This is a genomic window from Streptococcus sp. HMSC10A01, assembly GCF_001807785.1.
Lineage (GTDB): Bacteria > Bacillota > Bacilli > Lactobacillales > Streptococcaceae > Streptococcus > Streptococcus gordonii.
On sequence record NZ_KV790969.1, the window covers coordinates 20,468 to 43,667 of the forward strand.

Consider the following 23,200-nt stretch of genomic DNA (forward strand, 5'->3'; position numbering starts at 1 on the left):
TTTTTCTTTTTGACTATCATCCTTTCTTATAGTATAGTTAGAGAAAAGAAGGTTAGAGGAGATTTTTATGCATCAGACCTATCATTTTAGCCAGCGCTTGAAGTTATTTCTTTCGATTTTTATTCCCGTCTTGATATACCAGCTGGCAAATTATTCAGCGTCATTCGTAGATACAACCATGACTGGACAGTATGATACTCTACATCTTGCTGGTGTGTCTATGGCTACAAGTCTGTGGAGTCCTTTTTTCTCTTTTTTAACTGGGATTGTATCGGCTTTGGTGCCGATTGTTGGGCATCATTTGGGAAAAGGCGATGAGAAAAAGATTGCCTCAGATTTTTATCAATTTATCTATCTGTCGCTTGGCTTATCCATTGTTCTTTTTTTGTTGGTTCTCTTTGGAGCTCCTTTAATTTTAGACAGTTTGTCTTTGGAAAACCAAGTAGCAGTAGTGGCTAAACATTATCTTATGTACTTATCTCTTGGCATCATACCGCTTTTACTCTTTAGTGTTGTACGCTCACTTTTAGATGCACTTGGGTTAACTCGCCTCTCCATGTACTTGATGCTTTTACTTTTGCCTTTAAATGCTGGCTTTAATTACGCCTTAATCTATGGTGCATTCGGTTTTCCAGAAATGGGAGGTGCAGGAGCTGGTCTTGGAACATCTATAGCTTACTGGGTCCTCTTATTCATTTCAATATTGATTTTAATTAAACATCCAAAGGTTAAATCATATAAACTTTGGAAAAGACAAAAAGTGGTAGCTGAGGGAATAAAGAAGGGATTACGTCTGGGTTTACCAATTGGTGGAATTGTTTTTGCTGAAGTTGTCATTTTTTCCGTTGTAGGAGTTATCATGGCCAAGTTTCCATCAATGGTGATTGCTAGCCATCAATCGGCCATGAACTTTTCAAATCTTATGTATGCCTTTCCTGCTGGGATTTCTTCGGCAATGGCGATTGTGGTTTCTTATGAAATTGGTGCAAAACGCTATGATGATGTGAAAAAATACTGTCGCTTAGGAAGGGTTACGGCTTTGCTTATTTCAGGATTTACGCTTGTATTTCTCTATTTACTTCGAAATCAGGTTGCTTCTCTTTACGGTACAGATCCAGAGTTTATCGCTCTAACTTCCATCTTCTTAACTTATAGCCTATTCTTTCAACTTGCAGATACTTTTGCAGCTCCCCTACAAGGTATTCTTCGGGGCTACAAGGATACGACAGTACCATTTTACCTTGGGCTTATTGGCTATTGGGGAGTAGCTCTTCCGCTTGGATTATTTTTAGATAATATTTGTAAATTTGGCCCATATGGCTACTGGATTGGCTTAATTGCCAGCTTGATTGTCACTGGCATTCTTTATCAAATTCGTTTGAAGCAAGTCGAAAAGAAATCCTAATAAAATGTAATAATTCTTTTATTTGATATTTACAGGCTATTTCCGAACGTTTATTGGCAAAATAGCTTTATAATTTTGCTAAATCTTATTTTTGTGGTAAACTTCATTAGGAAACGTCAAGAAAGACGTAGCGATGCGAATTGCATAGGAAGGTCAAAATACAGATTATTGCGAGGAAAGCTCTATGCTAAATGATTTTCAAGTTTTTGATTATGAAGATATCCAACTCATTCCAGCAAAATGTGTGGTTAAAAGTCGAGCAGAGGCAGATACACGTGTGAAGTTTGGTAATCACATCTTCCGCTTGCCGGTTGTACCATCTAATATGCAGACGATTATTGATGAAGCTGTAGCGGAAGAGCTTGCTCGAGGTGGATATTTTTATATTATGCATCGTTTTGATGAAGAAGGGCGTAAGCCATTTGTTAAACAAATGCATGAAAAAGGATTGATTGCTTCTATTTCGGTTGGCGTTAAAGATTATGAATATGATTTTGTCAGCAGTCTGAAAGGAGATGCACCTGAATATATCACCATTGATATTGCTCATGGTCATTCTGACAGTGTAATTAAAATGATCCATCATATCAAAAAAGAACTGCCTGAGACCTTTGTCATTGCTGGTAATGTTGGTACACCTGAAGCGGTTCGTGAATTGGAAAATGCTGGTGCGGATGCGACAAAAGTCGGGATTGGACCAGGTAAGGTATGTATTACCAAAGTAAAGACTGGTTTTGGCACAGGTGGTTGGCAATTATCAGCTTTGAGATGGTGTTCTAAGGTTGCGCGCAAGCCGATTATTGCTGATGGTGGGATTCGGACACATGGAGATATTGCCAAGTCTATTCGCTTTGGGGCTAGTATGGTTATGATTGGATCGCTCTTTGCAGGTCATATTGAAAGCCCAGGCGAGACTATTGAAATCGATGGTGATAAATTCAAAGAGTATTATGGATCCGCGTCTGAGTACCAAAAGGGTGCCTATAAAAATGTTGAAGGTAAAAAAATTCTATTGCCTGCCAAAGGTCATTTGCAGGATACTTTGACTGAGATGGAGCAGGACTTGCAAAGTTCGATTTCTTATGCAGGTGGTCGTGATCTGCATAGTTTGACCAGAGTGGATTATGTTATCGTTAAAAATTCTATTTGGAATGGCGATGCACATTAAATTATAATAAAGAAAAGCTTATTTATCTTGCTAATGATTGGGGCAAGGTCTCTACAAGATGCCAAACATCTAACAATAAGTGAGTCTTACAAGTTTCCTGTTACTTTTGTAACAGGTTACTGTCGTTGTATGAGGACTTGCTTTAAGCAGGTCCTTATTTTGTTTTGAAAAGGAGATATAATGAAAAAATTAGAAGAACGAATCCTCCGCGACGGAAATGTTTTAGGAGAAAATATTCTTAAGGTAGATTCTTTCTTGACTCACCAGGTTGATTTTACTTTGATGAAAGAAATCGGCCAGGTATTTGCTGATATATTCCATGAGTCAGGAATTACAAAGGTCGTGACGATTGAAGCATCTGGAATCGCCCCAGCTGTCTATACTGCTGAGGCATTAGGAGTTCCAATGATTTTTGCTAAAAAGGCTAAAAATATTACCATGACTGAGGGGATTTTAACTGCAGAAGTATACTCATTCACAAAGCAAGTGACTTCAACGGTTTCGATTGCCGGAAAATTCTTGAGTCCTTCGGATAAGGTCTTAGTGATTGATGACTTTTTAGCCAATGGACAGGCAGCTAAAGGTTTGGTTGAAATCATTCGCCAAGCAGGAGCAAGTGTAGAAGCTATTGGAATTGTCATCGAAAAGTCTTTTCAATCTGGAAGAAAATTATTGGAAGATGACGGGCAAAGAGTTGTTTCTCTAGCTCGGATTGAAAAGTTTGAAAATGGAAAAGTTGTATTTGGAAAGGCAGATGCATAAGATGGAATACAAAGAAGAAAAACATTCGCAAGCAGCCGTTCTGGGCTTACAGCATTTATTGGCTATGTATTCGGGATCGATTTTGGTTCCAATCATGATTGCTGGAGCTTTAGGATATTCTGCTGAACAACTGACTTATTTAATTTCGACAGATATCTTTATGTGTGGGGTGGCAACCTTTCTCCAGCTACAGTTAAATAAATACTTTGGTATTGGTTTACCTGTCGTTTTAGGAGTAGCCTTCCAGTCTGTGGCTCCATTAATTATGATTGGACAAAGTCACGGAAGTGGTGCCATGTTTGGTGCCCTCATTGTGTCAGGTATCTATGTCGTTTTGATTTCTGGTGTTTTCTCAAAGGTTGCTGATCTTTTCCCGTCGGTTGTGACAGGGTCTGTCATTACAACTATCGGATTAACCCTCATTCCGGTTGCGATTGGTAATATGGGAAATAATGTTGAGAAACCAACTGCTCAAAGTTTAATCTTAGCAGCTGTTACTGTGCTCATTATTTTACTAATTAATATCTTTACAAAAGGCTTTGTCAAATCTATTTCTATCTTGATTGGTCTGGTTATTGGAACTTTTATTGCGGGTTGTATGGGTCTAGTAGATCTTACTCCTGTTTCTCAAGCTCCAATTGTTCATATTCCTACACCTTTCTACTTTGGTGCTCCCAAGTTTGAATTTTCTTCGATTGCCATGATGTGTATTATTGCTACAGTTTCTATGGTAGAGTCAACAGGAGTTTACTTGGCCTTGTCTGATCTTACCAAAGATCCGATTGATAGCAAACGCCTGCGTAATGGTTACAGGGCTGAAGGTCTAGCGGTCTTGCTTGGTGGTATCTTCAATACCTTCCCTTATACAGGTTTTTCTCAAAACGTTGGTTTGGTCAAGTTGTCTGGAATTAAGACTCGTTTGCCAATCTACTATGCAGCAGGATTCCTAGTTCTTTTGGGACTTGTACCAAAATTTGGTGCTCTAGCTCAAATTATTCCTAATCCTGTTTTGGGTGGAGCAATGTTAGTCATGTTTGGCTTTGTTTCAATTCAAGGGATGCAAATCTTGGCTCGTGTTGATTTCGAGCACAACGAACATAATTTTTTAATTGCAGCAGTTTCTATTTCGGCTGGGGTTGGTTTAAACGGAAGTAGCCTTTTTAACAGTCTGCCTTCTAGTTTACAGATGTTCTTTTCAAACGGCATTGTCATGGCCAGTCTTATAGCAATTATTTTAAACGCTGTTTTAAATCGAAAAAATAAATAAGAGGCTGTTTTTGAACTGCCCCCCAAAAGTTAGATTTCTAATATCTAACTTTTGGGGTCAGTACATTTACGGCCTTTTTCAAATAAAAAACCGCTTGAGCAGCGGTTATAGATTATTTGGTACGCATTTCACCTTGTGGGAAATAGGTTCCTTCAGGCATATCGTTAATGATGACATGGACTGCAGATTGAGGAGCACCAGTATTTCTGACAACAGCCTCGGTCACTTCCTTAGCAAGAGCTTTCTTTTGTTCGAGCGTACGACCTTCAAATAAATCAATTCTAACAAATGGCATTAGATTGCCTCCTTTATTTTCTTAACATTATTTTATCACAATTTAGGTTTTAATGCTTGTCCAATTATGGTACAATTAAATGGATTAACTTATAGAATGGAAGAAGAAAAAGTTAGAGATTATGGCTCAATTATATTATAAATACGGCACAATGAACTCAGGAAAGACTATTGAGATCTTAAAAGTTGCTCATAACTACGAAGAACAGGGCAAGGGTGTTGTGATTATGACCAGCGCGGTTGACACTCGAGACGGTGTTGGGTATGTATCAAGCCGAATTGGTATGAAACGCCAGGCGATGGCAGTTGAAGACGATACAGATATTTTGGGCTATATCAAAAATTCACCAGAAAAACCTTACTGTATTTTAATTGATGAGGCTCAGTTTTTAAAACGCCACCATGTTTATGATTTGGCTAGAGTAGTAGATGAGCTAGATGTTCCTGTTATGGCCTTTGGCCTTAAAAATGATTTTCGCAATGAACTCTTTGAAGGCTCTAAACACCTCTTGCTCTTGGCTGATAAGATAGAGGAAATCAAGACTATCTGCCAATACTGTTCACGAAAAGCGACTATGGTTTTACGAACAGATCACGGCAAACCAGTGTATGACGGTGAACAGATTCAAATCGGTGGCAATGAAACTTATATCCCAGTCTGTCGCAAGCATTATTTTAAGCCAGACATTAATAATTGAATGATTGAAATAAAGGAGATGATGAAAAATCTATGAATATTTATGAACAGTTACAGGCGGTTGAAGATCGCTACGAAGAGTTAGGAGAATTATTGAGTGACCCAGATGTGGTTTCTGATACTAAGCGTTTTATGGAACTTTCAAAAGAAGAGGCTTCCACTCGTGACACGGTGACAGCTTACCGCGAATACAAGCAAGTCCTTCAAAACATCGTCGACGCTGAAGAAATGATCAAAGAATCTGGTGGTGATGCGGACTTAGAAGAAATGGCTAAACAAGAGCTTAAGGATGCCAAGGCTGAAAAAGAAGAATACGAGGAAAAGCTTAAAATTCTTCTTTTACCTAAAGATCCAAACGACGATAAGAATATTATCCTTGAAATTCGCGGAGCTGCAGGAGGAGACGAAGCGCAGTTATTCGCAGGAGACCTCTTGCAGATGTATCAAAAATATGCTGAAAGCCAAGGGTGGCGCTTCGAAGTCATGGAAGCCTCTTATAATGGTGTAGGTGGAATCAAGGAAGTAGTCGCTATGGTCTCGGGTCAGTCGGTCTACTCAAAGCTTAAATATGAATCGGGAGCTCATCGAGTGCAGCGGGTTCCAGTGACCGAAAGCCAAGGTCGCGTTCATACTTCTACGGCAACTGTCTTGGTTATGCCAGAAATTGAAGAAGTAGAATACGACATTGATCCTAAAGATCTGCGCGTTGACATCTACCATGCCTCAGGTGCTGGTGGACAGAATGTCAATAAGGTTGCGACTGCGGTTCGTATTGTCCACCTGCCGACCAACATCAAAGTTGAAATGCAGGAAGAGCGGACCCAGCAGAAGAACAGAGATAAGGCGATGAAAATCATCCGAGCTCGTGTGGCAGACCACTTTGCTCAAATTGCTCAAGATGAGCAGGATGCAGAACGCAAGTCTACAATTGGTACTGGTGATCGCTCAGAGCGGATTCGAACCTATAATTTCCCGCAAAACCGAGTAACAGACCATCGTATTGGTTTGACTCTGCAAAAGCTGGACACGATTTTAGCTGGCAAACTGGATGAAGTCGTTGATGCTTTGGTTTTCTATGACCAAACGCAAAAACTAGAAGAGCTGAATAAATAATGACATTGGCTCAATATTTGGCTGAGCTAGAGCAGGAGCTGGTAGCAGCGGGAGAAGAAGCAGAAAGCCTGTCTTTCGTTTATCGGGCTCTCAATGAGCTCTCCTTTACCGACTTTGTTCTCAAACTTCGGACAGAAGTCAGCCAGGAAGAACGTGAGCAGCTAAAAGCAATTCAAGAGCAGCTACTTGTTCACAAACCTGCCCAATATATTATTGGTAGCAGTGATTTTCACGGTCTGAATCTCAAAGTTGATGAGCGGGTGTTGATTCCAAGGCCTGAGACGGAGGAGCTGGTGGAGCTGATTTTGTCAGAAAATCCCGAAACACCTCTATCTGTCTTGGATATTGGAACAGGTAGCGGAGCCATTGCTCTTGCACTAGCAAACAGCCGTCCAGACTGGAAGATTACTGCTTCTGATCTGTCAAAAGATGCTCTTTCCTTGGCAGCAGAAAATGCTCAGTCTTGCGGACTCAACCTCACTTTTGTCCAATCTGATTGCTTGGATGCAATACAAGGAAAATTTGACATCATAGTCTCCAACCCGCCCTATATTGCAGAAGCAGATAAAGACGAAGTTGGACTCAATGTTCTGACCTCAGAGCCTCACATGGCCCTTTTCGCAGAAGAGGATGGCTATGCCGTCTATCGGAAAATAGCCGAGCAGGCAGGGGCCTATCTAACAGAAAAAGGAAAAATTTATCTGGAAATTGGTTACAAACAAGGAGAAGGCGTCGCGGAGTTGCTGGAAAAAAACTTCCCTCAAAAAAGAATCCGAGTTCTGAAAGATCAATTTGGCAAAGATAGAATGGTGACGATGGACGATGGATAAGATAGAAAATATTCTAACGGCAGGCGGAGCGGTCGTTCTGCCGACAGAAACTGTTTATGGCCTCTTTGCACAGGCTTTGAATGAAGAGGCGGTTGAGCGAGTCTACGAATTAAAACGAAGACCTCGCGACAAGGCTCTTAATCTTAATGTGGCTAGCTTAGAAGAGATTTATGCTTTTTCTAAGAACCAGCCCACTTATCTAGATCAACTCTACCAAGCCTTTCTGCCTGGGCCACTGACTATTATCCTTCAAGCCAATGACCAAGTGCCGACTTGGATAAACACAGGTATGGATACTGTAGGATTTCGGATTCCTAAACATCTGGTTACCTTGGACTTGATTCGCAAGTACGGTCCCTTGATTGGTCCATCCGCCAATCTTTCTGGAAAAGTTAGTGGAACTTCTTTTCAACAGATTGTGATGGATTTCCAAGAGCAAGTCTCGGGAGTAGAAGATGATGCTGCTCTGACAGGTCAGGATTCAACCATCCTGGACTTATCTGGAGAAAAGGCACATATTTTACGCCAGGGAGCGATTACTCGTGAGGATATTCTCGCCCGAGTAAGTGGTATAAACTTTTAACTTTTAGGACCTAAGGTCCTATTTTCGCAAAAGAAGGGAGACACCTTATGATTTTTGACCAAAAAGACTACAAAGCATTTGACCCAGAGATTTGGGAAGCAGTTGCAAAAGAAGAAGAACGTCAGCAGCATAATATTGAGCTGATTGCTTCAGAAAATGTCGTTTCTAAAGCTGTCATGGCTGCTCAAGGTTCTATTTTGACCAATAAGTATGCTGAAGGCTACCCAGGTCGCCGTTACTATGGTGGTACAGATGTAGTGGATGTGATTGAGAGTCTTGCAATTGAACGTGCCAAGGAAATTTTTGGTGCTAAGTTTGCCAATGTGCAACCTCACTCAGGCAGCCAGGCAAATTGCGCAGCTTATATGGCTTTGATTGAGCCAGGTGATACAGTTATGGGTATGGATTTGTCTGCAGGTGGTCACTTGACACACGGTGCATCAGTCAGCTTCTCTGGGCAAACCTACAATTTTGTATCTTATAGCGTAGATCCCGAAACAGAATTACTGGACTTTGATGCCATCCTCCAGCAAGCCAAAGAGGTTCAGCCTAAGCTGATTGTGGCGGGAGCTTCAGCTTACTCTCATATCATTGACTTCTCAAAATTCCGTGAAATCGCTGATGCGGTAGGGGCTAAGCTCATGGTTGATATGGCTCACATCGCTGGCTTGGTCGCTGCAGGTCTCCATCCAAGCCCTGTACCTTATGCAGATATCACAACGACAACGACCCACAAGACCTTACGAGGACCTCGCGGTGGATTGATTTTGACAAACGATGAAGACTTGGCTAAGAAAATCAACTCAGCTATCTTCCCAGGCATTCAAGGTGGACCATTGGAGCATGTCATTGCAGCTAAAGCTGTTGCCTTTAAAGAAGTGCTGGATCCAGCTTTCAAGGTTTATGCTCAACAAATTTTGGATAATGCCCAAGCTATGGCGCAAGTCTTCCGTCAGCATGACAAGTTCCGTGTGATTTCTGATGGAACTGAAAATCATCTTTTCTTAGTCGATGTCACTAAGGTTGTAGAAAATGGGAAAGTCGCTCAAAATCTCTTGGATGAAGTCAATATTACCCTTAATAAAAACTCCATCCCATACGAAACTTTGTCACCATTTAAGACTAGCGGAATTCGTATCGGTACAGCAGCTATTGCAGCTCGAGGCTTTGGTGTAACAGAAAGTATCAAGGTAGCAGAGCTTATTATCAAGGCTCTGGAAAACGCCGAAAACGAAGCGGTGCTGAATCAGGTGCGGGCAGAAGTTCGCGAATTGACGGACGCTTTTCCACTCTATGAGGGCTTGAACTAAGATGGATATTTACATAAAGAAAGCGATTATTCATCAATTCAGCCCAGCTGATACCGAACTGATACTGGCGGATAAGTTTCTCAACATCACTCCCAAGATTGAAGAATACCTGCGCAAGAAGATTGAGCGGGTCTACTCTGACGATGCTAAAACAGGTGTTTTCGATCCGGAAAACATCTTTTTAGCCAAGATTTCAGATGACTTATTGGAAACATCAGTAACAGTCGCTAAGCTCTGGCAGGAAGAGTTTTCAGTCAGTGAAAACCAGAAAACCAACGATCTGATTTTTGTCCAGTTTGACAAAGAAGGTGTGGAGCACTTCGCTTTTCTGCGGATTGCTCTGCGGGAAACTCTGACTCACTTAGGTGACGAGGTGGACAATCCTATCAAGCTGACGCAGAATAATCTGCCTGGCTTTGGTACGGGTGCGGACGAGGCTTTGGTCATCAATCTCAAATCTCGCAAGTACCATCTGATTGAAAAACGCATCAAGTACAACGGTGCTTTTCTCAATTACATGTCAGACAATCTCTTGCAGGTCAATCCGACAATCTCAGCCAAGAAATCAATCAAAGCGTTTGAGAAGACTGCTCAAAAAGTTGCCGAAAGTTTTAATAAAGATGATTTTCAGTTCCAGTCTAAGGTCAAATCCAGTATTTTCAAAAATCTGGAAGAAAATGACGAACTGTCACCTGAAAAATTGGCTGACGATCTTTTTGATAACAATCTAACAGCTCGACTTAGTTTTATTGACCAAGTCAAGGAAGCTATTCCTGAGCCAGTCAAGTTTGATGAGATTGACAGTAGTCGCCAGAAGAAAAAGTTCGAAAATCAGAAACTCTCCCTTTCAAATGGAATTGAGCTCATCGTTCCAAATAATATCTATCAGGACGCAGAGTCAGTAGAATTTATCCAGAACGATAATGGCACCTATTCTATTTTGATTAAGAACATCGAGGATATCCAAAATAAATAATGTTTAAATTTTTAAGAAGACTGATTCTAGTCCTTTTCGTGCTCTTTGCCGGCTACAAGATTTATCAGGTTCATCATGATGTCAAGCAGGTTATGAAGTATCGAACTCTAGTCAGAGAGGTGCTGGACGAGCATGACACAGCAGCCAATGAAGAATTGGTACTGGCCATGATTTATACAGAGACCAAGGGAAAAGACACCGATGTCATGCAGTCCAGTGAAAGCGCGACTGGTCAGACTAATGCCATCACGGACAACAAAGAAAGTATTCGCCAGGGAGTTCAGACCTTATCTGATAACTTAGAGTTAGCCAGCCAGAAAAAGGTGGATGTTTGGACAGCAGTACAAGCCTATAATTTCGGTCAAGCCTATATCGACTACGTCGCTAAAAACGGTGGTGAAAATACGCTGGAGCTAGCCAAGAAATATTCTAAAGAAGTAGTCGCACCAAGTTTAGGAAATGTAACCGGCAAGACCTATGGCTACTATAACTTGATTTCAATTTTCCACGGTCCAGAGCTCTATATCAACGGCGGTAATTATTATTATTCCCGTCAGGTCAAGATGAATATGCACATCATGCGCCTCTTAAAATGGTTTTAGAAAGAAGCAATCAAGCTTCTTTTTTTATGTATATAAAACAGTAATTCATTTGCTTGTAACCATCATTAATACATGATATAATTTTGTACAAAATTAAGATGGAGGACTCTTATGAAAAAGAAATATCTTATTCTCCTTTTGTTAGTCATCCCTATTATTCTTTCATCCGTATTTTTTATGAATAATAGAAATATAAAACTTCGATCAAATGAGTATGTTCAATCTACCACCCCAACCTTGTTCTTTCACGGTTATGGCTCCAGTGCTAATGCGGAAAGGCATATGACGGAATCAGCTCGGAAGGCTGGTGTAACAAAAACAATTATTCAAGCGAATGTTGACAGAAAGGGGCAGGTCACTTTAAGAGGTCGTATTCCAAAAGGTGCAATCAATCCAATTGTCATGGTTCAATATGAGGACAACCGAAATCCTGACTATCTACAAGATGCAGCATATGCTAAAGCAGTAGTCGAAAAACTTAAGCAAACTTATGGATTTCAAGAAATGAAGATGGTGGGGCATTCTATGGGGAATATGTCCATTCTTTATTATCTTTTAGAATATGGAAGCGAAGAAAATCTACCCAAATTGATTAAGCAGGTTAATTTGGCGAATCATGTAGCTGGTCTAGAGAATTGGAACCTTCCATCAAACTTGACCTTAGATCCTCAAACAGGACAGCCTTCTGCAATGAATGAACAATATCAAAAACTTACTGGATTAAGAGAGGTTTTTCCTGATAAACAAATAGATGTTCTGAATATCTATGGTGATATTGGTGGAAATACAGATGGATCAGTCCTAAACATTTCATCAAAAGCGCTAAAATATTTGCTAATCAATCATGCTAAATCCTATAAGGAAGTCAAAATATCAGGGCATGGAGGCCAGCATAGCAGATTGCACGAGAACTCTGAAGTAGACCAGCTTTTAATAGACTTCTTGTGGAGAAAATGAGAGAATTTTAGCTCCAAATAGTTTTCTTGCTAAAGGAATAAGATAAAAGCACAGAAAGTTTAACACTAAAAATGAGTCTTTAAGGACTCTTTTTATATTTTCTTCATGCAAACCTTTTCCTCTTTAAAAAAATCTGATATAATGGGGTGGAATAAAAGAATCAGAGGAGAGGACAATGTCTAAAAAAATCATTGGTATTGACCTTGGTGGTACCTCCATCAAATTTGCAATTTTAACTCAAGAAGGACAAATTCAAGAAAAATGGTCTATAAAAACAAATATTTTAGATGAAGGAAGCCATATCGTTGATGATATGATTGAATCTATTCTTCATCGTTTGGACTTGCTTCAGCTAACTGCAGATCATTTCTTGGGAATCGGAATGGGTTCTCCTGGAGTGGTAGACCGTGAAAAAGGTACTGTTATTGGTGCCTATAACCTAAACTGGAAAACCTTGCAACCCGTAAAAGAAAAAATTGAAAAAGCTACTGGAATTCCATTCTTCATCGACAATGATGCGAATGTCGCAGCATTGGGGGAACGCTGGATGGGAGCTGGAGAAAATCAGCCTGATGTTGTTTTTATGACCTTAGGAACTGGTGTAGGTGGCGGTATTATCGCTGAAGGTAAACTTCTTCATGGCGTTGCCGGTGCAGCAGGAGAGCTTGGGCATATTACTGTTGATTTTGATCAGCCAATTCCATGTACTTGCGGAAAGAAGGGCTGTTTGGAAACCGTTGCGTCTGCGACAGGTATTGTCAATTTAACTCGTCGGTATGCTGATGAGTATGCTGGCGATGCTGAATTAAAGAAACTCATCGATAATGGAGAAGAAGTCACAGCTAAAACAGTTTTTGATTTAGCAAAAGAAGAAGATGAGTTAGCCCTTATCGTTTATAGAAACTTCTCTCGTTACCTAGGAATTGCTTGCGCGAATATTGGATCAATCCTTAATCCATCTACGATTGTTATCGGTGGCGGTGTATCAGCTGCTGGACCTTTCTTGTTAGAGGGAATTCAAAAGGTTTATGACGAAAATACCTTCCCTCAGGTTCGTACATCAACAAAGTTAGCTTTGGCAACTCTAGGAAATGATGCTGGTGTTATCGGTGCAGCATCTTTGGTTCTTCAATAATTTAAAAATTCATTTTATTCTCCTGCAGACTCTGTGGGAGAGTTTTTATGGGAAGTTTGTTATACTAAAAGTTGTTTACTGTTGAAGGAGATCTAATGACAAAAGCTGATACGATTTTTAAAGAAAATATTAGAAGAATATTAAAAGAGGGAGTATTCTCTGAAAATGCCCGTCCACGATACAAGGATGGAAATGTGGCTAACTCCAAATACATCACTGGTTCTTTTGCTGAGTACGATTTGAGCAAAGGAGAATTCCCGATCACGACTCTGCGCCCTATTGCCATTAAGTCTGCCATCAAGGAAGTACTCTGGATTTATCAAGACCAGTCTAATAGTCTGGAATTGCTCAACGATAAGTACAATGTTCACTATTGGAATGACTGGGAAGTTGGCGATACGGGTACCATTGGTCAGCGTTACGGAGCGGTTGTCAAGAAGCATGATATTATCAATAAAATTCTCCAACAACTAGAAGCTAATCCATGGAATCGTCGCAACATCATTTCTCTATGGGATTATGAAGCTTTTGAAGAAACAGACGGCTTGCTCCCGTGTGCTTTCCAAACAATGTTTGACGTTCGTCGTGTGGATGGAGACATTTATCTGGATGCGACTCTGACTCAGAGGTCAAATGATATGTTGGTTGCTCATCACATCAATGCTATGCAGTATGTGGCTCTGCAGATGATGATTGCCAAGCATTTTGGCTGGAAGGTCGGCAAGTTCTTTTACTTTATTAATAACTTACACATCTATGACAACCAGTTTGAACAGGCGGAGGAGCTGTTGCGTCGAGAACCTAGCGACTGTCAGCCTAGACTCGTTTTAAATGTGCCAGATGGGACCAATTTCTTTGATATCAAAGCAGAAGATTTTGAGTTATTAGACTATGATCCAGTTAAACCTCAGCTCAAATTTGATTTAGCAATTTAATTTCAATAATTCCTACCGAAGTTTTTCGGTGGGATTTTTCTTTCGTAGCAGATAATTGCAGGAAAGATATAAAGTGGTATAATGACAATAGATATAACTGTTGCAAACGCTTACCTTTGGAGGTGCTAATATGATAGCTGGTTTTTTAAAGATGCATAGACCAAAACAATCTTGGGGTCTTGTATTATCTATCGCTTTGCTTGCAATTCTTGTCTTATTCTTCCAAGTAGCAGAAGTCAAAGCTGATGATCAAGCTCGCTTAAATCACTGGAGAGTAGAGAAGAGAGAGCAATCTTCAGTTGAAGTGCTTGATGGTTCGAAACAGATTGAATCTCGAAACCACAAGAAGACTTTAAGAGAGAAACGGCATTCTCTTGCTCTTCGCTGCCATGGAAAGGGACCTAAAAATAAGCAAAATCAAACAAGTGGTGAAGAGACTGCTACAGAGGAAAAGTCAAAAAAGAGAGATGCTTGTGATGTAGATCCTAATACTGATAATACGGAGACGGAGACTGCTTCTGTTGAACATAAAAAATCAGATTCTACAGTATTATATATTTCTGCATTTGGAGTTTTAGCTCTTTTGGTAGTTTACATTCTATTCATGAAGGCTAAAAAAAATAAATCTTAAATCCGAAGTTTAATTCGATAACCATTGAGGTTATCGAATTTTTATCTGTTTTCAGTTGGAAATAAATGAAGAGAAGTGGTAGTCCAATCAAGTCTTTTTTTATATTTTTTGATAGAATAGAAATATCAATTAAAAGGATTATGAAATGACTAAAAAGATTGCGGCGATTTGGGCACAAGATCAAAATGGACTGATTGGAAAAAATCAATCCCTACCTTGGCATTTGCCAGCAGAGTTAAAGCATTTTAAAGAAATTACTTCCGGTCATGCTATATTAATGGGAAGAGTGACTTTCGATGGTATGGATCAGCGTGTTTTACCAAACCGGACAAGTCTTATTCTGACTAAGGATCCGAATTATACTGTTGAAAATGAATCTGTCTTAATTTTTCATGACTTACCTTCTGTTTTAAAATGGTATCAGGAACAGGAAAAAAATCTTTATATCATTGGCGGTGGTCAAATTTTTTCCTTATTTCAGCATCACTTAGATGAAATTATTAAAACTGAAATTCATGCTAGTTTTGAGGGTGATACTTATTTTCCAAAGGATTTTGACTTAACAGCATTTAGAGAAGTCAATAGCCAATTTCATCCTAAAGATGACAAGAATGCCTATGATTTTACCGTGAAAGTTCTAGAAAGAAAGGGTTCATAAAAAGTGGAAAGAAGTGTTTTTGGGGTTTTTACGGCCTTTTTGTGCGCCATTTGCCTTGTTTGTTCCGTACAAACTTTTAGAAAAAGGCGGTATGGTTTGTCCATTTTATTTTTGCTTAATGCCTTTACAAATTTAGTGAATAGTATTCACGCTTTTTATATGACTTTATTTTAATTTGACGAATATATATTAAAGGGAGACTAGTATTATGCCTACAAATCGTAATGAAGAGATGATGGTATATTGTTCATTTTGTGGGAAGAACCAAGATGAGGTTCAAAAGATTATTGCGGGTAATAACGCTTTTATTTGTAATGAGTGTGTAGAATTAGCACAAGAAATTATCCGTGAAGAATTAGCCGAAGAAGTCTTAGCTGACTTGTCAGAGGTTCCAAAACCTCAAGAATTATTGCATATTCTAAACCATTATGTCATCGGTCAAGAACGTGCTAAAAGAGCGCTGGCTGTAGCGGTATATAATCACTACAAGCGTATTAATTTTCATGACAGTCGCGAAGAAGATGATGTTGAATTGCAAAAATCAAATATCTTAATGATCGGTCCAACGGGTTCTGGAAAAACTTTTCTTGCTCAGACCTTGGCTAGAAGTTTAAATGTACCGTTTGCGATTGCTGATGCGACAGCTTTAACAGAGGCTGGTTATGTCGGAGAAGATGTAGAAAATATTCTTTTAAAACTTTTGCAGGCAGCTGATTTCAATATCGAACGTGCAGAACGCGGAATCATATACGTAGATGAGATTGATAAGATCGCTAAAAAGAGTGAAAATGTTTCTATCACGCGCGATGTATCAGGTGAAGGAGTACAGCAGGCTCTCTTAAAAATTATTGAGGGTACTGTAGCAAGTGTTCCGCCTCAAGGAGGTCGCAAACATCCGCAGCAAGAGATGATTCAGGTTGATACCAAAAATATTCTTTTCATCGTTGGTGGTGCCTTTGATGGGATTGAAGAAATTGTAAAACAACGTTTGGGCGAGAAAATTATTGGTTTTGGTCAAAATAACAAAGCTATCGATGAAAACGAGTCCTACATGCAAGCTATTATTGCTGAAGATATTCAAAAATTTGGGATTATCCCTGAATTAATTGGTCGTTTGCCTGTTTTTGCTGCTCTGGAACAACTGACTGTAGACGACTTGGTTCGTATTCTTCGCGAGCCTAAGAATGCTTTGGTTAAACAATACCAGGCTCTCTTGTCTTACGATGATGTTAAACTAGAGTTTGATGATGATGCTTTACAGGAAATCGCGAACAAGGCCATTGAGCGCAAAACTGGGGCCCGTGGTCTACGTTCTATCATCGAAGAAACCATGATGGATGTTATGTTTGAAGTTCCAAGTAAAGAAAATGTGAAACTTGTCCGAATCACTAAAGAAGCTGTTGATGGTACGGATAAACCAATTTTAGAGACTGCTTGAGGTCAGAATATGGAAATTAACACACATAATGCAGAAATTTTGCTGAGTGCGGCTAATAAATCTCACTATCCTCAAGATGATATTCCAGAAATCGCTCTTGCTGGTAGATCTAACGTCGGTAAATCAAGTTTTATTAATACGATGCTTAATCGTAAAAATTTAGCGCGTACATCTGGGAAACCTGGGAAAACTCAATTATTAAACTTCTTCAATATTGATGATAAACTTCGGTTTGTTGATGTTCCAGGCTATGGTTATGCTAAGGTTTCAAAGACTGAACGTGCTAAATGGGGAAGAATGATTGAAGAATACCTGACCAGCAGAGAGAATCTGCGAGCTGTAGTCAGTTTAGTTGATTTACGACACGAACCAAGTGCGGATGATGTTCAAATGTATGAATTTTTGAAGTACTATGAAATTCCAGTGATTCTAGTAGCAACAAAAGCAGATAAAATTCCTCGTGGAAAATGGAACAAACATGAATCGGCCATCAAGAAAAAACTAAATTTTGACCCAGCCGATACATTTATTCTCTTTTCATCAGTAGATAAAACTGGTATAGATGCATCTTGGGATGCAATCTTAGAAAAAGTTAATAAATAACAAAAAAACAGAAGGAAACTTCTGTTTTTTTACTAAGAAAAAGTAAAACTGTCATGAAATTGTAACCAATTCGCATTTTATGTCATTATTTATTATGCTACAATTATTGTAGTATTTTTTAGGAGTTAAGACTATGAAGAAGAAAATGAGTGCACTTTTAGCAGTGATGACACTATTTATGTCTGCTATTATGATTAGTGCTTTACTAGCAAACAATACAAAGTCAGTTGATGCTAACGAAGAACAAACAGTTCAATACTATAATCCAACTGAAGTATTTATTTCTCAGATAGCTGAATCAGCTCGTCAATTGGGTCAGGAGAATGATTTATACGCTTCTGTAATGATCGCCCAAGCTATTCTTGAAAGTAATTCAGGTCGCTCAGGCTTAGCTTCAGCGCCTCACTACAACCTCTTTGGTGTAAAAGGACACTACGGTGGCCAGTCTGCTACAATGCTTACTTGGGAAGATGATGGTCAAGGTAATGCTTATAATATTGATGCAGAATTCCGTTCTTACCCAAGTTATTATGAATCATTACAAGATTATGTAGCAATTCTTCGCCAAGGTTATTATGCCAATGCATGGAAGAGTAACACAACTAGCTATCAAGATGCAACAGCGGCTTTAACTGGTGTTTATGCAACGGATTCAAGTTATAATGCAAAATTAAATTATATTATTGAAAAGTATAACTTGACTCAATATGATACTCCCAGTTATCAGCAAGCATACAGTGGCGATCTTGTTTATAATATTTATCGTCAGCAGTATACTAGTCAAGAAATATTGGACGAAGACGTCGCTTGGGCGAATCGTTAAACGAAAAAGTAGGAAAAGAGTTAGGAAAAGATCCTAATTCTTTTTTCTCTTAAAATTTAAGAAAACGATTTCGTAATTCTTCATTTTATGATATAATGGTCGTAATATTTTTTAAGGGGAAATTAGTATGGCAGAATCGTCATTTATCACAAAAGTTGCATTTGCTTGTCAGAAGAAAGAGGCCTTATTTGATAGTAGTAAGGCAAAGTATGCTGTTTGTTCTATGTACGCTGGGGCTTTCTTAACATTAAGTACTGCTGCAGGAGCAATTGCTGCAGACGTTATTAACAAGATAGTACCAGGCTCTGGACGCCTCCTGTTTCCGTTCATATTTGCTTGGGGATTGGTATATATCCTCTTCTTAAACGCTGAGTTAACAACATCAAACATGATGTACTTGACTGCAGGAACTTTTTTGAAAAAAATCAAGTTTTATAAAGCCTTGCTGATTTTACTGTACTGTACTTTCTTTAATCTTGTTGGAGCGGCAATTATTGGTTGGATTTTCAACCAAACAGTGGCTTATGCTGGATTGACACCGGATGGCTTCGTTGGGACAGTTGTTGCAAACAAGCTTAGCCGAGGTAATAGTGTAGTTTTATTTGAAGCTATTGTGGCTAACATTTTTGTAAATGTTGCTATTTTATCATTCTTATTGATTAAGAGTTCTACAGCAAAAATGTGGATCGTCATTTCAGCTATATATATGTTCGTGTTTTTGACTAACGAACACTTGGCTGCAAACTTTGCCTCTTTCTCATTGATTGCTTTTAATAAGATTGCTAGTCAGGTCCAAGGATTTGATGTTTTCAATGTTTTAAGACATTTCAGCATTACATTTATTGGTAATGTAATTGGTGGTGGTCTGTTGATTGGTCTTCCATATGCTTGGATGAACAAAGACGAAGAAACGTACGTTGATTAGATATAATTAAAAAAAGTTCAGGAAAACCTGACTTTTTTTCTTTTTTTGTGTTATAATAGATAAAATTTATTGGAAATAGAAAGTTTTCAGATAATGAACAAATCTTATTTTTACCTAGATATGAAAACTCATGAACTTCTTGTCCCATATAGCCAGACAAAACGTAGAGTTCGAGTCTTATTGCCGAAAAATTACTCAGAGGATCTTGAAAAAAGTTATCCTGTTGTTTATTTTCATGATGGACAAAATGTTCTTTATAGTAAAGAGTCTTTCAGCGGTCATTCCTGGAAGATTATTCCAATTATCAAACGCAATCCTGATTTAGAAAAAATGATTGTCGTCGCAATTGATAATGATGGAGTCAATCGAATGAATGAATACTCGGCGTGGAAGTATAAAGAAATGAATATTCCAGGTGTTTCTTTTGGTGGCAAGGGAAGTGAGTACGCTGAGTTCGTTATGGATGTCGTCAAACCTTTTATTGACGAAAATTATCGAACCAAATCAGATTTCAAACATACGGCTATGATCGGGAGCTCTTTAGGTGGCAATATTACTCAGTTTATGGGTGTTGAATATGAAGACCAAATTGGTTGTCTCGGTGTTTTTTCATCCGCTAATTGGCTTCATCAAGAAGATTTTGATCGCTATATCAAGCGTCAATCACTTAAACTGAATCAACGGGTCTTTATTTATGTTGGAACCGATGAGGCAGATGATACGGATAAAACCTTGATGGCTGGTAATATAAAACAAGCTTATATTGATTCATCTGTTAAATACTATCGTCAGCTCTTAGTTGCTGGTATAGATATTGACAATCTTGTTTTAAAAATTCAGGCTGGTGCCGAACATAACGAGATTGCTTGGTCAGAACATTTACTTGATTGCCTTCGTTTTTTAAGTGAGCAGTGGTAAATACAGTCTATAGGAAATGATCTTAATGTATCAAAGAAAGGAGTCTATTATGCATGTTGAATTTTTAAGTCATTGGAGTGGAAATCTTAATCGAGAAATGTATGTTAATCGCTATGGGCATTCTGGTCTTCCTGTTCTCGTCTTTGCCTCTTCTGGTGGAAGTCATAATGAATATGCAGACTTTGGCATGATTGATGCTTGCTCTGGTTTTATAGAAGCTGGTAAAGTACAATTTTTTACTTTGAGCAGTGTTGATAGTGAAAGTTGGTTAGCAGATTGGAAGAGCCCGCACGATAGAGCAGAGATGCATCGTGCTTATGAACACTATGTCATCCAAGAAGCCATTCCTTTTATTAAACATAAAACGGGCTGGTTTGATCCTATGATGACGACAGGCTGTTCAATGGGTGGTTATCATGCTATGAATTTCTTTCTTCAACATCCCGATGTTTTTAATAAAGTAATTGCTCTTAGTGGTGTCTATGATGCACGATATTTTTTAGGTGATTATGGGAATGATGAAGCAGTTTATCAGAATTCTCCAGCTGACTATATTTGGAATCAAAATGATAGCTGGTTTATTGATCGTTATCGACAGGCAGATATCATTGTTTGCACTGGGCATGGAGCTTGGGAGGCGGATGGATTGCCATCATTTTACACTCTGAAAAAAGCCTTTGATTATAAACAGATTCCTGCTTGGTTTGCTGAATGGGGCCACGATGTGGCTCATGATTGGGTCTGGTGGCGTAAGCAAATGCCATATTTCCTTAACGAACTCAACCTTTAATGGAGGTCATTTATGAATTATATCGTTATTTCCCCTTATTATCCTCAAAATTTTCAACAGTTCACAATTGAATTAGCTAATCAAGGTATAAATGTTTTGGGAATTGGCCAGGAACCGTATGACCAATTAGATCAACCTTTAAAAGATGCTCTGACAGAATATTTCCGTGTTGAAAATCTCGAAAATCTTGACGAAGTAAAAAGAGCTGTTGCCTTTCTCTTCTATAAGCATGGGCCTATTGATCGGATTGAATCTCATAATGAATATTGGTTGGAGCAGGACGCTCAGCTTCGTGAACAATTTAATGTCTTTGGAGCTAAGCCAAAAGATTTGAAGAAAACAAAATTTAAGTCTGAAATGAAAAAACTCTTTAAAAAGGCTGGTGTTCCTGTTGTGCCTGGACAGGTTGTCAAGACCATTTCAGGAGTTGACTTAGCTGTTAATAAACTTGGTTTACCTTTGATAGCTAAACCAGATAATGGTGTAGGAGCAGCAGCGACTTTTAAATTAGAGACGAAAGAAGACGTAGAACATTTCAAATCAGAATGGAATCAAGAAACAGTTTATTTCTTTGAAAAGTTTGTTCAGTCAGGTGAGATTTGTACATTTGATGGTTTGGTAGATAAAGATGGTAATATTGTCTTTTCAACTACCTTCGACTATGCCCATACACCTTTAGATTTGATGATCTATAAGATGGATAATTCCTACTACGTCCTCAAGGATATGGATCCCAAGCTCCGTGCTTACGGAGAAGCAATTGTTAAAGTCTTCGGTATGAAAGAGCGTTTTTTCCATATTGAGTTCTTCCGTGATGGGGATGATTATGTGGCAATTGAGTACAATAACCGTCCTGCGGGTGGTTTTACAATTGATGTTTATAATTTTGCTCATTCAATTGATCTTTACAAAGGATATGCGGCTATTGTAGCAGGAGAGCCTTTCCCAGCTACACACATGGAACCACAGTTCTGTCTAGCTACTTCACGTCGTGCTTCAACTAATTATGCATATGCTGAAGCAGATTTGCTGGAGAAATATAGAGATAACTTCAAGGTAAAAAAAGATATGCCAGCTGCCTTTGCAGAGCTGCAAGGTGACTATCTTTATATGTTGACCACTCCTAGTCGTGATCAAATGGAGCAAATGATTGAAGATTTCGCCAAAAAAGCAGACTAAGCTAGATTATGTCTTTCTATTATTTAACAGTTTAAAATTGCTAAAAACTAATCTAGCATAAAAAGATTGTGAAATTTTTGTTTAAAGTTCTAAAACCGGTCTATTCAACGGATAGACTGGTTTTTCTTTGTGAAATGACAAAAAGCATAAATTTTGACAGGGTTTTCATAATCGTTTAAAATATAATAGTAAATTGTAGCTTAGAAAGGCAATAATATGGCAACTTTAGACAAATCTCTCCTATTAGAGATGTTCCGTAAGATGGAAGAAATCCGTCGTATGGACTTAAAAATTGCACAACTAGTAAAAAAAGGAAAAGTTCCCGGTATGACTCATTTTTCTGTCGGGGAGGAAGCGGCTAATGTTGGAGCCATGCTAGCTTTAAATGCAGATGACCTGATCACATCCAACCACCGTGGGCACGGACAAGCTATTGCCAAAGGGATCGACCTCAATGGAATGATGGCTGAAATCCTTGGGAAGTACACTGGAACTTGTAAAGGAAAAGGTGGGTCTATGCACATCGCTGACCTTGATGCAGGTAACCTTGGTGCCAATGGTATCGTCGGAGGCGGTATGGGAATTGCAGTTGGGGCAGCGTTGACTCAGCAAATGCAGAAGACTGGTAAGATTGTTGTCTGCTTCTTTGGAGATGGTGCGACCAATGAAGGTGTCTTCCACGAAGCGGTGAATATGGCCTCTATCTGGAAACTACCAGTGATTTTCTATTGCATTAACAATGGTTATGGAATCTCTGCGGATATCAAGAAAATGACCAATGTGGAGCATATCCATCACCGTAGTGCTGCTTACGGAATCCCAGGAATGTTTATCGAAGATGGAAACAATGTTATCGATGTCTATGAAGGATTTAAGAAAGCTGTTGATCATGTTCGTGGTGGCAATGGTCCTGTCTTGATTGAAAGTGTAACTTACCGCTGGCTTGGTCACTCGTCATCTGACCCTGGTAAATATCGTACGCGTGAAGAAGTAGAATTGTGGAAACAAAAAGACCCAATCGAAAGCCTTCGCAAGTACCTCATTGAAAATAATATTGCAAGCGCTGAAGAATTGGAAGAAATCCAAGCTCAAGTTAAGGAAGCAGTAGAAGCTTCTGTTAAATTTGCAGAAGAAAGTCCATTCCCACCACTTGAATCGGCCTTTGAAGATATTTACGCAGACTAAGGAGAAAGAGATAAAA

25 protein-coding genes and 1 riboswitch are annotated in these 23,200 nt (G+C 39.0%); of the genes, 24 read left to right on the top strand and 1 reads right to left on the bottom strand.

The window, feature by feature from the left end; genetic code table 11:
* Positions 1-67 precede the first annotated feature (67 nt).
* The 4 genes from HMPREF3108_RS04760 to HMPREF3108_RS04775 all read left to right on the top strand — a co-directional run bounded on the left by HMPREF3108_RS04760 (position 68) and on the right by HMPREF3108_RS04775 (position 4,602).
* Positions 68-1,405, top strand: a complete 1,338-nt coding sequence (locus HMPREF3108_RS04760; protein ID WP_048780011.1) for an MATE family efflux transporter — start codon at positions 68-70, stop codon at positions 1,403-1,405.
* A gap of 184 nt (positions 1,406-1,589) precedes the next feature.
* Positions 1,590-2,573 carry a GMP reductase gene (locus tag HMPREF3108_RS04765; protein WP_048780009.1) on the top strand — a complete coding sequence of 328 codons (984 nt, stop codon included), beginning with the start codon at positions 1,590-1,592 and terminating at the stop codon, positions 2,571-2,573.
* Positions 2,572-2,669, top strand: a riboswitch (purine riboswitch). (Overlaps the previous gene by 2 nt.)
* A gap of 84 nt (positions 2,670-2,753) precedes the next feature.
* Positions 2,754-3,335, top strand: a complete 582-nt coding sequence (locus HMPREF3108_RS04770) for a xanthine phosphoribosyltransferase (RefSeq protein ID WP_012000562.1) — start codon at positions 2,754-2,756, stop codon at positions 3,333-3,335.
* Between the two features lies 1 nt (position 3,336).
* Positions 3,337-4,602 (top strand): nucleobase:cation symporter-2 family protein, encoded by a 1,266-nt coding sequence (locus tag HMPREF3108_RS04775; protein ID WP_037622361.1) that lies wholly within the window; start codon positions 3,337-3,339, stop codon positions 4,600-4,602.
* 112 nt (positions 4,603-4,714) lie between these two features.
* On the opposite strand, the gene HMPREF3108_RS04780 is transcribed toward HMPREF3108_RS04775, so the two are convergent.
* Positions 4,715-4,897, bottom strand: a complete 183-nt coding sequence (locus HMPREF3108_RS04780; protein WP_001117401.1) for a 4-oxalocrotonate tautomerase — start codon at positions 4,895-4,897, stop codon at positions 4,715-4,717.
* A 121-nt stretch (positions 4,898-5,018) separates the two neighbouring features.
* On the opposite strand from HMPREF3108_RS04780, the gene HMPREF3108_RS04785 reads away from it, so the two are divergent.
* The 20 genes from HMPREF3108_RS04785 (at position 5,019) to HMPREF3108_RS04880 (ending at position 23,184) form a co-directional block, all read left to right on the top strand.
* Positions 5,019-5,594 carry a thymidine kinase gene (locus tag HMPREF3108_RS04785; protein WP_070493512.1) on the top strand — a complete coding sequence of 192 codons (576 nt, stop codon included), beginning with the start codon at positions 5,019-5,021 and terminating at the stop codon, positions 5,592-5,594.
* Between the two features lie 32 nt (positions 5,595-5,626).
* Positions 5,627-6,706 carry a peptide chain release factor 1 gene (prfA, locus tag HMPREF3108_RS04790; protein ID WP_048780006.1) on the top strand — a complete coding sequence of 360 codons (1,080 nt, stop codon included), beginning with the start codon at positions 5,627-5,629 and terminating at the stop codon, positions 6,704-6,706.
* Positions 6,706-7,536 (top strand): peptide chain release factor N(5)-glutamine methyltransferase, encoded by an 831-nt coding sequence (prmC, locus tag HMPREF3108_RS04795; RefSeq protein ID WP_048780003.1) that lies wholly within the window; start codon positions 6,706-6,708, stop codon positions 7,534-7,536. The genes prfA and prmC overlap by 1 nt, the downstream gene beginning before the upstream one ends.
* Positions 7,529-8,119, top strand: coding sequence for an L-threonylcarbamoyladenylate synthase (locus tag HMPREF3108_RS04800; RefSeq protein ID WP_048780000.1), 591 nt, complete (start codon positions 7,529-7,531; stop codon positions 8,117-8,119). Before prmC ends, HMPREF3108_RS04800 begins: the two co-directional genes overlap by 8 nt.
* 47 nt (positions 8,120-8,166) lie before the next feature.
* On the top strand, positions 8,167-9,429 hold the full coding sequence (glyA, locus tag HMPREF3108_RS04805) for a serine hydroxymethyltransferase (protein ID WP_048779997.1): 1,263 nt from the start codon (positions 8,167-8,169) through the stop codon (positions 9,427-9,429).
* A gap of 1 nt (position 9,430) precedes the next feature.
* Entirely contained in the window at positions 9,431-10,405 is a 975-nt protein-coding gene (locus HMPREF3108_RS04810) for a nucleoid-associated protein (RefSeq protein WP_048779994.1), read from the top strand.
* The gene (locus HMPREF3108_RS04815) at positions 10,405-11,007 is read left to right on the top strand and encodes a lysozyme family protein (RefSeq protein ID WP_048779992.1); all 603 of its coding nucleotides are present in this window, start codon (positions 10,405-10,407) and stop codon (positions 11,005-11,007) included. The genes HMPREF3108_RS04810 and HMPREF3108_RS04815 overlap by 1 nt, the downstream gene beginning before the upstream one ends.
* 111 nt (positions 11,008-11,118) lie before the next feature.
* A complete protein-coding gene (locus tag HMPREF3108_RS04820; RefSeq protein ID WP_048779989.1) occupies positions 11,119-11,964 on the top strand; it encodes an alpha/beta hydrolase in 846 nt (281 codons plus the stop codon).
* A gap of 175 nt (positions 11,965-12,139) precedes the next feature.
* Positions 12,140-13,099 (top strand): ROK family glucokinase, encoded by a 960-nt coding sequence (locus HMPREF3108_RS04825; RefSeq protein WP_061600439.1) that lies wholly within the window; start codon positions 12,140-12,142, stop codon positions 13,097-13,099.
* A gap of 95 nt (positions 13,100-13,194) precedes the next feature.
* Positions 13,195-14,034: a thymidylate synthase gene (locus HMPREF3108_RS04830; protein WP_045774033.1), complete on the top strand. Its 840-nt coding sequence runs from the start codon at positions 13,195-13,197 to the stop codon at positions 14,032-14,034.
* Positions 14,035-14,164: 130 nt separating this feature from the next.
* Entirely contained in the window at positions 14,165-14,665 is a 501-nt protein-coding gene (locus HMPREF3108_RS04835) for a hypothetical protein (protein ID WP_045774032.1), read from the top strand.
* A 145-nt stretch (positions 14,666-14,810) separates the two neighbouring features.
* Positions 14,811-15,323 (top strand): dihydrofolate reductase, encoded by a 513-nt coding sequence (locus HMPREF3108_RS04840; protein ID WP_045774031.1) that lies wholly within the window; start codon positions 14,811-14,813, stop codon positions 15,321-15,323.
* Positions 15,324-15,531: 208 nt separating this feature from the next.
* Positions 15,532-16,761 carry an ATP-dependent Clp protease ATP-binding subunit ClpX gene (clpX, locus tag HMPREF3108_RS04845; protein WP_008808666.1) on the top strand — a complete coding sequence of 410 codons (1,230 nt, stop codon included), beginning with the start codon at positions 15,532-15,534 and terminating at the stop codon, positions 16,759-16,761.
* Positions 16,762-16,770: 9 nt separating this feature from the next.
* On the top strand, positions 16,771-17,364 hold the full coding sequence (gene yihA, locus HMPREF3108_RS04850) for a ribosome biogenesis GTP-binding protein YihA/YsxC (protein ID WP_061600437.1): 594 nt from the start codon (positions 16,771-16,773) through the stop codon (positions 17,362-17,364).
* Between the two features lie 133 nt (positions 17,365-17,497).
* On the top strand, positions 17,498-18,187 hold the full coding sequence (locus tag HMPREF3108_RS04855; RefSeq protein WP_061600435.1) for a glucosaminidase domain-containing protein: 690 nt from the start codon (positions 17,498-17,500) through the stop codon (positions 18,185-18,187).
* Between the two features lie 127 nt (positions 18,188-18,314).
* On the top strand, positions 18,315-19,112 hold the full coding sequence (locus HMPREF3108_RS04860; RefSeq protein ID WP_070493515.1) for a formate/nitrite transporter family protein: 798 nt from the start codon (positions 18,315-18,317) through the stop codon (positions 19,110-19,112).
* Between the two features lie 93 nt (positions 19,113-19,205).
* Positions 19,206-20,030: an alpha/beta hydrolase gene (locus HMPREF3108_RS04865; RefSeq protein ID WP_060553604.1), complete on the top strand. Its 825-nt coding sequence runs from the start codon at positions 19,206-19,208 to the stop codon at positions 20,028-20,030.
* Between the two features lie 49 nt (positions 20,031-20,079).
* Positions 20,080-20,820 (top strand): esterase family protein, encoded by a 741-nt coding sequence (locus HMPREF3108_RS04870; RefSeq protein WP_070493701.1) that lies wholly within the window; start codon positions 20,080-20,082, stop codon positions 20,818-20,820.
* Between the two features lie 12 nt (positions 20,821-20,832).
* On the top strand, positions 20,833-21,999 hold the full coding sequence (locus tag HMPREF3108_RS04875; RefSeq protein WP_070493518.1) for an ATP-grasp domain-containing protein: 1,167 nt from the start codon (positions 20,833-20,835) through the stop codon (positions 21,997-21,999).
* 216 nt (positions 22,000-22,215) lie between these two features.
* Positions 22,216-23,184, top strand: coding sequence for a thiamine pyrophosphate-dependent dehydrogenase E1 component subunit alpha (locus HMPREF3108_RS04880; protein WP_070493521.1), 969 nt, complete (start codon positions 22,216-22,218; stop codon positions 23,182-23,184).
* Positions 23,185-23,200 lie beyond the last annotated feature (16 nt).